Here is a 14,061-nt window from a genome sequence, read left to right as displayed (position 1 = left end):
GTACCTTGCCGTGGTGTGGTCGCAGGAAGTGAGACGATGGGTTTGCGTGTGTTCGCGCGGGATGCCGCCTGGCCTTCGGCGGAAGCGCCACGCTTCACCGCTCCCTAGAACGTGTAGCGCACCCGCCCATACCAGTACGCGCCGTTCAAGCCGATCGGCGAGATCACGTCATAGGGAAAGTTGCCCGCATAGCTGATCTCGCTGTTGGAGCGGGTGGGATACTGGTCGGTAAGGTTGTAGCCGCCCACGGCGAAACTCAGCCGTGGCGTCGCCTTGTATTCCACCTCGGCGTCGAGCTGCCAGCGCGCCGCGTAGGCCTGGGTGGGTTCGTCGCCGCCGCCGAAGTCGAATACGCGCACCACGGAGCCTTGCCGGGTGAGTCGGCCCAGCAGGTTCCAGTGGCTGCTGCTCCAGGTGGCGGTGAACGAGCCGCGCTGGCGCGGGGCAGCGTCGGTGAGCGTGTTGCGTTCCTCGTCGCCGAACAGCACGTTGCCGGCGCCGGTGGCCGCCAGCGCGGCCGGCGTGGGCAGCACGTGCAGGATGTCGGTGTGGTTGTGGCTGTAGGCCAGGGTCAGCACCAGGCCGCCGCCGGCCAGCGGCGTGCGGTAGTTGCCCACCAGTTCGGCGCCGCGCGTGCGGGTATCCACCGCATTGGTGAAGAACGCCACGCTCTGCACGCCGGGCACGCCGAAGCGCTGCAGGATGTAGTCCTCCAGGCCCGGGCTGTCGATGGTCTCGGACAGGGTGACGCGATGGTCGATGGTGATCTGGTAGGCATCGAGGCTGAAGTCGATGTGCTCGCCCACCTGGCCGGTGAAGCCCAGGCTGGCATTGCGGGATTTCTCCGGGCGCAATGGCTCGGCGCCCAGGCCGCGCGCGATCGGGTTGTTCACCGAGAGGATGCGGCCGGTGACCAGCTTGCCGTCCGCGCCATAGCCGGTGGTGGTGGCCTCGTAGCCGATCTGGCTTAGCGAGGGCGCGCGGAAGTTGTTGGAATAGGCCGCGCGCAGGGCGAAGCCGGGCGTGAATTCCCAGCGGCCGCTCAGCTTACCGCTCCAGTCGCCGCCGAAGTCGCTGTAGTGCTCGTAGCGGGCGGCGGCGTCAAGGAACAACTGGTCGGTGACGTCGCTGGATAGTTCCGCGTAGGCGGCCTTCACCTGGCGCGAGAGGTCGGCGGCGTCCTGCGGCTGCAGGCCGCCGCCGGCCTGCGCGCCCACCGGCGCATCGACGTAGGGGCCTGCGATGTACGAGGCGGGATCGCCCGGCAGCGTGCGGAAGGTCTCGTGGCGGTATTCGGCGCCCAGCGCCAGGGTGAGCGTGCGCGCGCCCACGCTGAAGTCGCGGCTGAAATCCGCGTTGGCGCTGCCCTGGTTGAAGCGGTAGCTGCCGATATGGAACGAGGTGGGGCTGTCCGGCCCCAGCGAGGCGTTGAGCGAATCGCGCAGGTCGTAGTCGAACGCGTTGCTGCCCCAGTTGAGGCTGCCGTCGTAGCGCCAGTCGCCGAACAGGCCGCGCACGCCGGCGGCGGTCTGCACGTCGCGGTCGCTGCCGATCGACTGCGGCAGGTAGCCGTCCGGGTAGATCGACGGCACGTTGGCGCTGCTGTCGGGATAGCGGAAGTAGTTGTCGCCGATGCTGTGGCGCTGGGTGTAGGTGCCGAACCAGTACAGCGTGGCGTTGGCGTCCAGCGGCATCTCGCTGTTGAGCCAGCCGTTGTAGCTCTCGGCGGAGGGATCGCCCGCCACATAGTTGCGGTGGCCACTCAGGGCCAGGTTGGCCGGCGTCGGATCGGCCAGCCAGTCCGGCACGGTGTCGATGCCGGCGCGATTGGTCGATCCATGGTTGTTGGCCTCGATGCCGAAGCGGAAGAAGCCATTGCCGGCCAGCCGCGTGCCCCACTTGGCCGCGGCGTAGCCACTGTCGCCATCGGTGATGTCGCGGCCGGCGGGACGGAAGTGCGTGTGGTAGGCGCCGCCGGTGGCAGTCACCTCGCCGCCCTCGGGCGCATCGTCCAGGATGATGTTGACCACGCCGGCGATGGCGTCGGAGCCGTACTGCGCGCCAGCGCCATCCCGCAGCACTTCCACCCGCTTTATCGCGCTGATGGGAATGGCGTTGAAATCCACCGGCGTGGTACCGCGGCCGATCTTGGTGTCGGTATTGACCAGGGCCGAGGTATGGAAACGCTTGCCGTTGACCAGCACCAGCACCTGGTCGGGCGATAGACCGCGCAACTGCGCGGCGCGCACGTGGTCGGAACCGCCGGAGTTGGACTGGCGCGGGAAATTGAACGAGGGCAGCAGGGTGGCCAGCGCCTGGCCCAGCTCGCCGTTCACCGCGCCGGCCGCGCGCAGGTCGTCCTGGGTCAGCACGTCCACAGGCACCGGCGATGCCAGCGCGGTGCGATGGCTGGCGCGCACGCCGGTGACCACCACCTGGTCGAGTGTCCTGGCCTGGGTGTCGTCGGGCAGGGACTGCGCGTGCGCGGCGGACGCAAGCGTGGCGGCGATCAGGAAGGGAAGCAGGCGGCGCGGCGCGGTGGCGTGAATCATCGGCATGGAGGGAACATTCCTTGGGGTACAACGATCCATCGCGCCCCGGGGACGGGGCGCTGGCGGATGGAGGTGAAAGGGGGAGGGCGGCCGGTGGCCGCGCCGGCACTCAGGCCATGCAACATCGACGCATGGCGGGGCCATGCGGCGGGTACGCGTCGATGGACGTGCTGGCGTTCATATCAGGCAAGCCTGATTCCCCCGAAGGTGCTTGGCAGTGGGCCCGTCTCGCGATGCGAGCGGAAGTTATTTGTTGCATTGCGCAAGTTCTGTTGTCAATACTTTGCGACATGAATTTGCGTTTTATCCGTCTGGACGTCCAAACGAACATAAGGAAATAGCGATGGGTTATATGCGTGGCGCTTCGGCGTTGTTGTGGATCGTCCTGCTTTGCGGCTGCGCTGCCGGCACGCCGGTGGCGCCATCCACCTTGCAGGGCGATGTGGCCCATCCCGCGCAGGCGCAGGGCTGGGTGGAAACGAAGCTCTATTTCGGACTCGGGCTGGCGGACGCGGCGTCAACAGGCGTAAGCGAGCAGGGCTGGCGTGCCTTCCTCGACGCCGAGGTGACGCCGCGCTTTCCCGACGGATTGAGCGTGCTCGACGTGTACGGCCAGTGGCAGGGCAAGGGACAGCCGGCACCGGAACGGTTGCGCTCCAAGCTGCTGGTGATCGACTACCCGGATACGCCGGCCAACCGCGCCAAGGTGGAGGCGATCCGCGCCGCCTGGAAGCAACGTAGCGGCGACCAGTCGGTGCTGCGCGTGACGCAGCCGGCCGAGGTATCGTTCTGACGATGAGCACCAACCCGCAGACACGCTGGTTTTCCCCCGGCGACCTCAATGGCTTCCTTGGGCTGGTGGTCGACAACCTGTCGATCATGGCGTTCCTGGCCGCCGCCCTGATCGGCATCTTCGGCTTTCCCGCCGACATCGTGTTCCTGCACATGTTTCCCGGCACCGCCCTCGGCGTGCTGCTGGGCAATCTCGCCTATACCGCGATGGCGCGGCGGCTGGCGCGACGGCAGGAGCGCCAGGACGTCACGGCGATGCCGCTGGGGCTGGATGCGCCCACCAGCATCGGCCTGGCCCTGCTGGTGCTGGGGCCGGCGTTCCTGCAGTTCCGGCAATCGGGGCTCGACCCGCATGCCGCGGGCATCGCCACCTGGCAGCTGGGCATGGCCTCGCTCGTCATCATGGGCGTGCTCAAGTTCGTGCTGTCGTTCTTCGGCGGCATGGTCCAGCGGCATGTGCCGCGCGCCGGACTGCTGGGTTCCATCGCGGGCATCGCGCTGGTGCTGATGGGTTTCCTGCCGCTGGTGGAAATCCTCAAGGTACCGGTGGTGGGCTTCACCGGCCTGGGCGTGGTGCTGTACGCGCTGGTGGCGCGCGCGCGCATGCCGTGGGGCTTGCCCGGCGTGCTGGTAGCCTTCGTGGTGGCGGCGCTGCTCTACTACGTGCTCGGTCCGCTCGGCTGGCTGGGCCATGGCTATCGGCCGCCCGCCGCCTGGCAGTGGCGCATCGCGTGGCCGCTGCCCACCCTGCAATGGATCGACGGGCTCGCCGCCGCCGTGCCTTACCTGCCGCTGATCCTGCCGTTCGGCCTGCTGATGGTGGTGGGAGGCGTCAACGTAACGGAAAGCGCACGGGCCGCCGGTGACGACTACCGCACGCGCGACATCCTGCTGGTAGAGGCGCTGGCCACGCTGGTGGCCGGCTTCTGCGGCGGCGTGGCGCAGACCACGCCCTACATCGGCCAGCCCGCATACAAGGCAATGGGCGCGCGCAGCGGCTATACCTTGCTCACCGGCGTGGTGATCGGCCTGGGCGGTGTGCTCGGCTACCTGTCCAACCTGGTCGAGCTGGTGCCGCTGTCGGTGCTGGCGCCGATCCTGGTGTTCGTCGCCATCGGCATCACCGTACAGGCTTTCGAGGCGACGCCGCTGCGCTACGCCCCCGCCGTGGTGTTCAGCTTCTTTCCCGCCATCGCGCGCATGGTGACCATCAAGCTGACCGATCCCACTTATGTGCCGCCGGAGCGGGTCGCGGCCCTGCTGGCCGATCACGCGCGAGGGAATGCCGAGCTGGCGGTGATCGCGGTGCTGGGCAACGGTTTCATCATCACCTCGATGGTGTGGGCGAGCTTCCTGGTGGCGCTGATCGACGGACGCCCGCTGCGGGCGGCATGGATTCTGCTGCTGGGCGGCGGGTTAAGCCTGTTCGGCATCATCCATTCGGTGGAGCTTTCGGGCGGCATCTACCTGCCATGGCGGCTGGATGCGGCGATCCGTCCGCTCGCATGGCAGTTTGCCGGTGCCTATGCGGTGCTCGCCATCGTGCTGGCGCTGCTGTCGCTGGGTGGCAGACGGCAGCGGGAGGATGGGTGAGGCTGCATTTTCAGACCAGTCTCATGGATATGCCGCTGTCGTCCTTCCACACTTCATCGGCCCGTTGCGTGGTTAGCCTTTTCCTGCAGATCCCCAGTGGACTGGCGCGCCACGCAACGCGGCACATCGCTTGACTCCATGTCTCTGAGGGGGGACAGGCGGGCACCGCAAGAGGCCCGCCAGCAGCCGCAAGGGAACGTGGCTGGCCGCAGGGTGGCTTTCCATTCAGGGACGGATGAACCACCCGACTTGGCCCTCCGAGGGTTCGGCCTTCGTTCTTCACGCCTCGCTGCCAAGGGCTCGGGGCCTGTCGTTTCCCGATCCTGTCATCCCCAGGTCCCCGCTCGCCGTTACGATCAAGGGCGTCTGATTCGCCCTGTGCGAACCATGGGAGTCGGTAATGAACGGGCAAGACAGGATGCAGGGATGGTGGCTGGGGAGCGCGATCGCGCTGGCCCTGGCGGTACTGCCAATGGCAGGCATGGCACAGACCGCGGCGACGCCGAAGGACGGCGCGGTGCCCAGCAACGAGGACCTCGCCAGCACCAACTGCGCGATCGGGGAGGAACGTTTCCTGCCAGGCGACTACTACTACTGCCTGGCCTCCCAGGAATACGGCAAGGGACACATCGCCAATGCGCAGAAATTCTTCACCACCGCCGCGAGCTGGGCGAGCAAGCCGGCCCAGTACGTGCTGGGCGTCATGGCGCTCAACGGCGACCACCAGCCGGTGAACCGGCCGCTCGCCCTGGCCTGGCTGGCCCTGGCATCCGAGCGGCCGAATTCCAATTTCCGGCAGGCCTACGATACGGCCCGCCAATCCTCGACGGCGCAGGACCGCAAGGCCGCCGAGGCCCTGCTGGCCGGCATGCGCCCGACCTATGCCGACGCCACGGCGGCGGTGCGCGCCGAGCGCCGCTACGCCGATGGCATGGCCATGCTGACCCGCGTGGCCGAAAAGGGGGGCTGGTATTGCCCGGCCGGCTTCACCGACCTGGCCAAGCCGGTCGTCAACCCCGGGGAGTGCCCGCCCGCGCAGGACATGGTCAAGGTGGTCGACATCGCCGCCGTCAACGTGTTCGACGGTTGGATCGGGCACGTGCAGGTCGGGCCGCTGCAACAGGTTGCCGCGCCCGATGCCAAGTCCCATCCGGATTGAACGCTGGCCTTTCGGCCAAGCACCCCTCCCCTGCGAGCAGGGGATGGGGCCAGAGCGTGCATGTCCTGGCTCCTCCACCTGCAAGCAGGGGGAAGCTGGGAGGGGGCATCGAGGCTTTGAGCAGGGTCTTAGTGGGGCAGTTGCAGCGCGGCGGCGGCTTGGACGGTGCCCGCGGTCCCGCCACCCATGTCCATGGCGCGCTCGGCGCGTTCCAGCGCGTGGCAAGCCGATTCGGCGGCGTAGCGCATGAGGTACGCCAGGTGCGTGCGGTACTGCGTGCCGATGCCGTGTGCACGGATCATGCCGCCCGCTTCGGCCAGGCATTCCAGGTCGGTATAGGCGCGATCGAGGTCGGTGCTGCCGGGGCTGGCCACCAGGGCATGCGCCCCGGCGGAATCATGCGCGCGCGCGCTGACCACGTCCTCCACCAGCCGGGCGGCTTGCCGCGCCGCGAACACCAATACGTCCGCCGAGGCGTGCGACAGCTCGCTGTCGGACACGGCGCGGTCGGTAAGCTCCACCAGGCTGCGCGCGACCATCAACAACTGGGCGACCGAACGCGTCGCCACGGGTTCCTGTTGCATGACACCTATCTCCCCCGAGAATGGACTCCCCATTGTCCATGCGCGGGGCTCCCGTGGGTATCGGCATGATGGAAGGATCTCGTAGGCCTTGGCGTACGCGCAGGTCAAGGCGGGGGGAGTGGACCTTCCCACGGGTCATGGGGCGGCGATGACGCCAACTGGCGGCGGGCTTGCCGGATCTGCAGCTCGCCGCTGGGATGGCGCCGAAGCTGGGCATGAAGCAGGCAGATTTCCTGTTTCAGCAACCGGTTCTCGTCGAGCGCCGTCCTGAGCGCTTCGTTCAGCACATCCCTTTCCCGCTCGGATGACATGACGAACTCCTTCCGCCAGGTCCGCGATGGACCCCTTCGTGTCAATGCAGAAGGTAGCCGCGCATTTTGACGGCCTGTGGTCAGCCGGCCACACCGTTCAGTGCCTGGGTGCGTGGGCGGCAAGTGGCTGATTATGAATGGCTGGTCGCCAGGCGCTTGCGCGGAGGAAGCCGGGTTCCACTTGCGGGGCGCCGCCGCTAGGCGCGCCACCCTGGCGGTGCTTGTGGATGAGGCCGTTGATACGGCGAGGACCGGGGCTTGAAGCCAGCGATGTCATGGTGGCGGCGTCCGGTGGCCCGTATCGCAAGGGCGGTTTTCCCGGGCACCGTTTCCTCACCCTGGCATCGACATGTCCACCATCCTACTGATTATCCTTGTGCTGCTTGTCATCGGTGCCATTCCCGCATGGCCGTACAGCCGGTCGTGGGGGTATTGGCCAAGCGGCGGCATCGGGCTCATCCTGGTGATATTGCTGATCCTCGTGCTGCTTGGGCGCATCTAGTAGGATGCGCGCCGCCTAGTGGTGGGCGATCCTGCTCGCCGTGGTGGCCCGCCCGACGTCGAGCGGCGAGCCGTAACCGATCGCCGGTTGCAGTTGCGGGTCCTCCGCATCCAGTTTCTGGTTCACCACGACGTGTACGCCGCGGGCGCCGGTCGCCTTCATGACCTGCATGACGTCTTCCAGCGGCAGGGTGCGCGCCAGCTCGACGGTCAGCGTGGCATGGCCGACGCGCGCTGGCGCGCGCATCTCGCCGGGCGCGCGGATCTCGTTGCGCGGTATGGCGTGATGGCTGATCCGCGACACGATCGTGGTCGGGGCGCTCGAACTGGCCGAGGAGCCGCCGACGCTTTCACTGGAGCAGACCACGGCGCTGTCGCGGCGGAGGCCGCGCGAGATCAGCTTGTCCAGCGCCGAGGCGGCGGCGAACTGGGTATCGAACTCTGCGATGATGAGATCGCTCATGGGATGCCTCCACGGGTGCCTGTCGCTTCATGCTAGGCACCGGGCGATACCTCCGCGTGATATTGGCGTCGGTGGCGTGCTTGCGTTCACAGGCGGGTCATGCGGTCCTGGAAGGTGGATCACAGGTGGTTCACGCCGCCGGTCGTTTTCTAGGGGCTCGTTTCCCGATCGCCTGGAGCATGCCATGGCTCGTCCGATATGGACCGGAACCCTTTCGTTCGGCCTGTTGAACGTGCCGGTATCGCTGATGCCGGCCGAGCGCAGCGTCGACCTGCATTTCCGCATGCTCGACAGCCGCAGCCACACGCCCATCCGCTACGAGCGGGTCAATGCGGAAACGGGCGAGGAAGTGCCGTGGAAGGACATCGTCAAGGCGTTCGAGTACAAGAAGGGCAGCTACGTCGTGTTGAAGCCGGAGGACATCCAGTCCGCCTCGCCGGAGGGACGCGAAGCGGTGGAGGTCGAGACCTTCGTCGATGCCAGTGCGATCGGCCCGGAATATTTCGAGCGGCCGTATTACCTGGTGCCGGGCAAGAAGGCGGAGAAGGGCTATGTGCTCCTGCGCGAGACCTTGCGGCGGACCGGCAAGATGGGCATTGCGCGCGTGGTGATACGGACACGCGAATACCTGTCCGCCGTGATGCCGAAGGACGACAGCCTGATGCTGGTGCTGCTGCGCTATCCGCAGGAACTCATCGATGCCGGCGAGTACCCGCTGCCGGAAGGCAAGCCCGCCAGCTACCGCGTCTCGGCCAGGGAGATGGAGATGGCACAGCAGCTCATCGAGTCGATGAGCGAGGAATGGCAGCCTGCCCGGTTCCGCGACGAGTTCAGGGAGCGGTTGCGCAAGGTCATCGAGAAGCGCATGAAGTCCAAGGGCGTGTTGGTCACGCCGGAAGAGGAGGCGGCGGTTCCCGGGAACGCGGCGACGAACGTGGTGGACTTCATGTCCCTGCTGCGCAAGAGCCTGGACACCAAGCGGCGGACGCCCGCCAAAGGACAGGCCGCGCCGACGACGCCGGGCAGGGCGAGGCCGGCGCGCAAGGCCGCCGGGAAAACGGCATCCAAGAAGCCATCGCGTCGCCGCTCGGGCTGAGCGCGCGTCGTCCGCCGTCACCTGGCCGGCCATGCCATGAGCCTCGCAGCCTACCGCCGCAAGCGTGATTTCGCCCGCACCCGTGAGCCGAAGGGCTCCGCCGCCAAGCGGGAGTCGCGCCCTATCTTCGTCGTGCAACTGCACCACGCCCGCCGCAGGCATTTTGATTTTCGCCTGCAGGTGGGCAACGTGCTCAAGAGCTGGGCGGTGCCGAAGGGACCCAGCTTCGATCCCGGCGTGAAGCGCCTGGCCGTCGAGGTGGAAGACCACCCGCTGGCCTATGCCGACTTCGAGGGCGATATTCCCGAAGGCAATTACGGCGCCGGGCACGTGGACTGCTTCGATCGCGGCACCTGGGTGCCGGAGGGCGATCCGCAAGCGCAGTTGCGCAAGGGTCACCTGGAATTTTCGCTGTACGGCGAGCGCCTCCATGGACGGTGGCACCTGGTGCGCAGCCACCGCAAGGAACGCCAGCCGGCGTGGTTCCTCATCAAGTCGCAGGATGCCTACGCCGGCGACATCGAGGCGGACGACTTGCTCGGCGAGCCGTCAACGCCTCCGCCCAAGGCCGGGCCGCCACGGTCCCGGGGAAAGGCGGCGATCGCGCGCGTACCCGGGAAAAGTGCGCCACGGCTGGACCTGGCCGGCGTGGAGAAGCGCAGCAGGGCCACGATCGATACCGGTTTCTTTCCGCCCGAGCTGGCCCAGTTGCGCGCGCAGGTGCCGCTCGGGGACGAATGGCTGCACGAGGTGAAGTGGGATGGCTACCGCATCCTCACCGCCGTGGCCAAGGGCGAGGTGGCGTGCTGGTCGCGCAATGCGCTGCTCTGGAACGAGCGCATCCCGGCGATCGTCGAGGCCGTCGGGGCGCTCGGACTGCGTTCCGCGCGCCTGGATGGCGAACTGGTCGCGATCCGGCATGGGCAAAGCGATTTCAACGCGCTGCAGAAGACCCTGTCCGGCGAGCAGGCCGGCGAGCTTTCCTACGTGCTGTTCGATCTCGTGCACCTGGACGGATACGACATCAGCCAGGCGCCGCTACTCCAGCGCAAGGCCATGCTGGCATCCGTGCTCGAGCAGGCGCGTGGGGTCGCGGCGGATCGCCTGCGGCTCAGCGAGCACATCGTCGGCAAGGGCGACGAGGTATGGCAGAGCGTCTTGCGTGCGGGCCTCGAAGGCGTCGTCTCCAAGCGCGTGGATTCGGCCTATCGCGCGGGACGCGGGGGCGACTGGCTGAAGACCAAGCGGCAGGACAGCGATGAATTCGCGGTGGTCGGCTACACGGCGGGCAAGGGAAGCCGCCAGGGTTTCGGCTCCCTCCTGCTCGGCCGGCCGTCCCCGCAAGGCGGCTGGGATTACGCGGGGCGTGTGGGTACGGGGTTTTCCGATGCCCAACTGCGTCGGATGGGCGATGCATTGGCCGCCAGGCGCGGCGGCGATCGACCGACCGTGCATGCTTCGGGCATCGATCCCACGCTGCGTGGTGCGCGCTGGGTGAAGCCGGAAGTGGTGGTGGAGGTCTATTACCGGGGCATCGCCGGCAACGGCCTGCTGAGGCAGCCGAGCCTGAAGGCGGTGCGCGAGGACAAGCGTGCGGGCGACCTGTCGGGTCAGGCGAAAACGCCGACGCGCCGCGCCACGGGGAAAAGATCGCCGGAATCAGCGTCGGCCACCGCGTTGCGCGGTATCGACATCAGCCATCCGGAACGCGAGGTCTATCCCGGCACGGGCATCCGCAAGCGCGACGTGGCCGCCTATTACGATGCGGTGATGGACTGGTTCCTTCCCGGCGTCATCGATCGTCCGGTCTCGATACTCCGGTGCCCGGACGGCCTGGGAAAGCCATGCTTCTTCCAGAAGCACACCATGGCCGGCCTTCGCCATGCCGGCTCCAAGGCCCTGGTCGAGAACGGCGGCAAGCGGCGCGTCTATCTCTATCTCACGGACGATCGCTCGGTCATGGAGCTGGTGCAGTTCGGCGCGGTCGAATTCCATCCCTGGGGATGCCGCGTCGATGACGATGCGCATGCCGACCGCATCGTGTTCGATCTCGATCCGGGCGAAGGCGTTTCATGGGAGCGCCTGCAGTCCGCGGCACGCCTGACCCGGCGCTGGCTCGACCAGTTGGGGCTGGCGTCCTTTCTCCGCTGCACCGGGGGCAAGGGGCTCCACGTGGTGGTGCCGTTGCGGCCGGCGGCGCCATGGGCGGAAGCCAAGGCCTTTGCCAAGGCATTCGCCACGTCCATGGCCCAGGCCAGGCCGGACGAGTTCATCGCCGTCTCGACGCTGGCCCGCCGTCGCGGGCTGATCTTCGTGGACTATCTGCGCAACAGCCGCGGCGCGACCAGCATCGCTTCCTATTCGCTGCGTGCCCGCGCCGGGGCCCCGGTGGCGGTGCCCTTGCGCTGGAGCGAACTGGGCAGGATCGCCGGGCCGGCTGCCTTCGACATCGAGTCCGCGGTGCAGCGCCTGCGGCGGTTGCGCGGCGATCCCTGGGAAGGCATCGACACCGTGCGGCAGACGCTCGCCGACGCCGTGCGTAGCCTGGCCATGCGGAGATCGTGAACAAGCGCCAAGGCTGGGCGGGCGAGCGGAATCATGGCCGCTATCGCCATCACGGATTGCCGACGCCAGCGCGACGATGGCCCCATGCATGCGGTTCCATCATGGCGCTTTCCTCGCCATGGGAGCGCAAGCCATGAACCAGTCCACGTTGAACGGCCGCAAGATCGCGGTGCTCGCCACCGACGGTTTCGAGCAATCGGAGCTGACCGAACCCAAGCGCCTGCTGGAACAGGCGGGAGCGCAGGTCACCGTGATCGCTCCCGGCGACAGCGCGCAGATCACCGGCTGGAATCTCAAGAACTGGGGCGACAAGGTCAAGGTGGACCAGCCGTTGAGCCAGGCGAACGCCGACGCATTCGATGCGCTGGTGCTTCCGGGCGGCGTGATGAATCCGGACAAGCTGCGGCAGATCCCGGAGGCTGTCGCCTTCGTGCGGGCGTTCTCGAAGTCAAGCAAGCCGATCGCCGCCATTTGCCATGGCCCATGGACGCTCATCGACGCCGGCCTGGTGAAGGGACGCAAGCTCACCTCATGGCCGTCGCTGCGCAAGGATCTGGAGAACGCCGGCGCCCAGTGGGTGGACGAGGAAGTGGTCGCCGACGGCCAGTTCATCACCAGTCGCAAGCCCGACGACATTCCGGCTTTCACCAGCGCGGTCATCGAGGCGCTGGCGGCATAGCAGGCACAAGGTTTCGCGCGGTCGAGTCTCCCCATCCCTTTCCCGCGATCATGGCGGCGCGATAGCCCTCTCCCGCTGGGAGAGGGTTCGATGCCTCCCGTCATGGGTTTCTTCGCCAGTGGGCCGCCGTCAGGAAGAAGGCTTGGGCTTTTGCCGGGGGTTGTTCTGCGGCTCATGCGGCGAGTTCGCCTCCGGCAGGTTCCTGCCGGGGCGGCTCGGCGTGGGTTGCGGTTCCGGGTAGCCGGATGTGCCTGCCGGACGTCGGGGCTTTGCCTTGCTTGCTTTGGATTTCATGGCTGTTTTCCGTGAGGCCCGCACAGCGTGCCGCCATGTGGTTCAAGGCGTCGTCGTCGTCGTGTCAAGGAACGGCGTGGCTCTCAGGCTCTAAGCGAAACAGCGATGCGCTTTTGCCAAGCCGTTGATGAGGACGTGGCTAGGCTGGCTTCATGCACAAGACGACTACCACCTTGAAACGGGACCTGACACGGCTGGAAGTGGATGCGGCCACGCTGCATCGGCACTACGCCGGAAGCGCCGATTTCGCTGCCGAATTGTCGGGACTGGCCCGCGACATCCTCCTCAACGCCAGCGAGCAGGACCAGGCGTGGGTGCGCTCGGCGATCGATCGCATTCTCGCCCGCTACGAGATCACTCTGGCACAGTTGCTGAACGAGCGCCCCGTCGATCGCACAACACTGGCCTGCGCCGAGCTGGGCTGGGCCGGCGGCACCGCGTCATGAAGGAATGCGTTTCGCAAGCGCGCCGGCGCCTGATGCAGGGCGCCTCGCTCGGACTGGCCGCCTCGCTCGCCTATCCGGCGTGGGACGGCGAGTCGGCGCCGGCCGCCAAGCCGGCGGCGGCCTATCCGCGACCGCCGTTCGACGAGCAATCCCAACCATGGCCGGGACTGGCCGGCCGCATGCGCCCACGCCCCGACCACGGCGAGGCCACGTATCGTGGCAACGGCCGGCTGGCCGGCCGCAAGGCGCTGATAACGGGTGGGGACTCGGGCATCGGGCGTGCGGCGGCCATCGCCTATGCGCGTGAAGGCGCGGATGTCGCCATCGGTTATCTGCCGCAGGAAGAGGAAGACGCGCAGGCGGTGGTGCAACTGATCCGCCAGGCTGGACGCAAGGCGGTGACGTTGCCGGGAGACATCCGCGAGGAAGCCTTTTGCCGCGACATGGTGCAGCGCGCGCGACGGGAACTTGGCGGCATCGACGTACTGGTCAGCAACGCCGCCAGGCAGCAGAGCCACGATTCCATCGAGCAGATCGCCAGCGACCAGTTCGACTGGACGCTCAAGACCAATCTCTACGCGATGTTCTGGATCACCAGGGAAGTGGTGCGCGACATGGCCCCTGGCGGCGCCATCGTGTGCACGGCCTCGGTGAACGCCTACGACCCCTCGGAGAACCTGCTCGACTACTCCATGACGAAGGCCGCCATCGTGGCTTTCGTGAAAAGCCTCGCCAAGCAGATGAGCCATCGCGGCATCCGCGCGAATGCCGTCGCCCCCGGGCCGTTCTGGACGCCCCTGCAGGTGACCGGAGGCCAAACACAGAAGAAGCTCCGCCAGTTCGGCGCGGACACGCCGCTGGGCCGCCCGGGCCAGCCCGCGGAACTGGCGCCCATCTATGTGTTCCTGGCATCGGCCGAGGCGAGCTACGTCACCGGCCAGGTATTCGGTGCCTCCGGGGGGCGCGGGCAGCCCTAGGGCCATGACGGCGACGATGGCCGGTGCTTGCGGAAGCCGGGCGGCGAAG

At 67.5% G+C, this 14,061-nt stretch carries 13 protein-coding genes; 9 read left to right on the top strand and 4 right to left on the bottom strand.

What is annotated here, in order from left to right; translation table 11 throughout:
* Nucleotides 1–104: 104 nt before the first annotated feature.
* Nucleotides 105–2,558 (bottom strand): TonB-dependent receptor plug domain-containing protein, encoded by a 2,454-nt coding sequence (locus tag MJ605_RS15365; RefSeq protein WP_425601024.1) that lies wholly within the window; start codon nt 2,556–2,558, stop codon nt 105–107.
* Nucleotides 2,559–2,895: 337 nt separating this feature from the next.
* Between MJ605_RS15365 and MJ605_RS15360 the strand changes: the two genes are divergently transcribed.
* The 3 genes from MJ605_RS15360 to MJ605_RS15350 all read left to right on the top strand — a co-directional run bounded on the left by MJ605_RS15360 (nt 2,896) and on the right by MJ605_RS15350 (nt 6,096).
* Entirely contained in the window at nt 2,896–3,345 is a 450-nt protein-coding gene (locus MJ605_RS15360; protein WP_243042422.1) for a DUF3574 domain-containing protein, read from the top strand.
* A 2-nt stretch (nt 3,346–3,347) separates the two neighbouring features.
* Nucleotides 3,348–4,937, top strand: a complete 1,590-nt coding sequence (locus tag MJ605_RS15355) for a SulP family inorganic anion transporter (protein ID WP_243042421.1) — start codon at nt 3,348–3,350, stop codon at nt 4,935–4,937.
* Between the two features lie 400 nt (nt 4,938–5,337).
* Nucleotides 5,338–6,096 (top strand): hypothetical protein, encoded by a 759-nt coding sequence (locus MJ605_RS15350; RefSeq protein WP_243042420.1) that lies wholly within the window; start codon nt 5,338–5,340, stop codon nt 6,094–6,096.
* Between the two features lie 128 nt (nt 6,097–6,224).
* Here the strand turns inward: MJ605_RS15350 and MJ605_RS15345 are convergent, their stop codons facing one another.
* Both MJ605_RS15345 and MJ605_RS15340 read right to left on the bottom strand, forming a co-directional pair.
* A complete protein-coding gene (locus MJ605_RS15345; protein WP_243042419.1) occupies nt 6,225–6,680 on the bottom strand; it encodes a hypothetical protein in 456 nt (151 codons plus the stop codon).
* A 104-nt stretch (nt 6,681–6,784) separates the two neighbouring features.
* A complete protein-coding gene (locus MJ605_RS15340) occupies nt 6,785–6,991 on the bottom strand; it encodes a hypothetical protein (RefSeq protein ID WP_243042418.1) in 207 nt (68 codons plus the stop codon).
* 349 nt (nt 6,992–7,340) lie between these two features.
* On the opposite strand from MJ605_RS15340, the gene MJ605_RS15335 reads away from it, so the two are divergent.
* The gene (locus tag MJ605_RS15335; protein WP_243042417.1) at nt 7,341–7,493 is read left to right on the top strand and encodes a DUF3309 family protein; all 153 of its coding nucleotides are present in this window, start codon (nt 7,341–7,343) and stop codon (nt 7,491–7,493) included.
* Nucleotides 7,494–7,508: 15 nt separating this feature from the next.
* Here the strand turns inward: MJ605_RS15335 and MJ605_RS15330 are convergent, their stop codons facing one another.
* Entirely contained in the window at nt 7,509–7,955 is a 447-nt protein-coding gene (locus MJ605_RS15330; RefSeq protein ID WP_243042416.1) for a hypothetical protein, read from the bottom strand.
* A gap of 184 nt (nt 7,956–8,139) precedes the next feature.
* On the opposite strand from MJ605_RS15330, the gene ku reads away from it, so the two are divergent.
* From ku to MJ605_RS15305, 5 genes are all read left to right on the top strand, one after another.
* A complete protein-coding gene (gene ku, locus MJ605_RS15325) occupies nt 8,140–9,051 on the top strand; it encodes a non-homologous end joining protein Ku (RefSeq protein WP_243042415.1) in 912 nt (303 codons plus the stop codon).
* 36 nt (nt 9,052–9,087) lie between these two features.
* Entirely contained in the window at nt 9,088–11,616 is a 2,529-nt protein-coding gene (gene ligD, locus MJ605_RS15320; RefSeq protein WP_243042414.1) for a DNA ligase D, read from the top strand.
* Nucleotides 11,617–11,749: 133 nt separating this feature from the next.
* Nucleotides 11,750–12,295, top strand: a complete 546-nt coding sequence (locus tag MJ605_RS15315; protein WP_243042413.1) for a type 1 glutamine amidotransferase domain-containing protein — start codon at nt 11,750–11,752, stop codon at nt 12,293–12,295.
* Between the two features lie 446 nt (nt 12,296–12,741).
* On the top strand, nt 12,742–13,035 hold the full coding sequence (locus tag MJ605_RS15310; protein WP_243042412.1) for a hypothetical protein: 294 nt from the start codon (nt 12,742–12,744) through the stop codon (nt 13,033–13,035).
* Nucleotides 13,032–14,012, top strand: a complete 981-nt coding sequence (locus tag MJ605_RS15305; protein ID WP_243042411.1) for an SDR family oxidoreductase — start codon at nt 13,032–13,034, stop codon at nt 14,010–14,012. Before MJ605_RS15310 ends, MJ605_RS15305 begins: the two co-directional genes overlap by 4 nt.
* Nucleotides 14,013–14,061: the final 49 nt, after the last annotated feature.

This window comes from Dyella sedimenti, from assembly GCF_022760995.1.
Classification (GTDB): domain Bacteria; phylum Pseudomonadota; class Gammaproteobacteria; order Xanthomonadales; family Rhodanobacteraceae; genus Dyella; species Dyella sedimenti.
The sequence above is the reverse complement of the archived record's forward strand: the minus strand, read 5'-3'. Positions and strand labels throughout refer to the sequence as shown.

What these genes read in the sequence shown, in the direction of transcription:
- ligD (WP_243042414.1), top strand. Translation starts at nt 9,088, where the DNA reads ATGAGCCTCGCAGCCTACCGCCGCAAGCGTGATTTCGCCCGCACCCGT.
- MJ605_RS15350 (WP_243042420.1), top strand. Translation starts at nt 5,338, where the DNA reads ATGAACGGGCAAGACAGGATGCAGGGATGGTGGCTGGGGAGCGCGATC.
- MJ605_RS15315 (WP_243042413.1), top strand. Translation starts at nt 11,750, where the DNA reads ATGAACCAGTCCACGTTGAACGGCCGCAAGATCGCGGTGCTCGCCACC.
- MJ605_RS15335 (WP_243042417.1), top strand. Translation starts at nt 7,341, where the DNA reads ATGTCCACCATCCTACTGATTATCCTTGTGCTGCTTGTCATCGGTGCC.
- MJ605_RS15305 (WP_243042411.1), top strand. Translation starts at nt 13,032, where the DNA reads ATGAAGGAATGCGTTTCGCAAGCGCGCCGGCGCCTGATGCAGGGCGCC.
- MJ605_RS15330 (WP_243042416.1), bottom strand. Translation starts at nt 7,955, where the DNA reads ATGAGCGATCTCATCATCGCAGAGTTCGATACCCAGTTCGCCGCCGCC.
- MJ605_RS15355 (WP_243042421.1), top strand. Translation starts at nt 3,348, where the DNA reads ATGAGCACCAACCCGCAGACACGCTGGTTTTCCCCCGGCGACCTCAAT.
- MJ605_RS15365 (WP_425601024.1), bottom strand. Translation starts at nt 2,558, where the DNA reads ATGCCGATGATTCACGCCACCGCGCCGCGCCGCCTGCTTCCCTTCCTG.
- MJ605_RS15340 (WP_243042418.1), bottom strand. Translation starts at nt 6,991, where the DNA reads ATGTCATCCGAGCGGGAAAGGGATGTGCTGAACGAAGCGCTCAGGACG.
- MJ605_RS15360 (WP_243042422.1), top strand. Translation starts at nt 2,896, where the DNA reads ATGGGTTATATGCGTGGCGCTTCGGCGTTGTTGTGGATCGTCCTGCTT.
- ku (WP_243042415.1), top strand. Translation starts at nt 8,140, where the DNA reads ATGGCTCGTCCGATATGGACCGGAACCCTTTCGTTCGGCCTGTTGAAC.
- MJ605_RS15345 (WP_243042419.1), bottom strand. Translation starts at nt 6,680, where the DNA reads ATGCAACAGGAACCCGTGGCGACGCGTTCGGTCGCCCAGTTGTTGATG.
- MJ605_RS15310 (WP_243042412.1), top strand. Translation starts at nt 12,742, where the DNA reads ATGCACAAGACGACTACCACCTTGAAACGGGACCTGACACGGCTGGAA.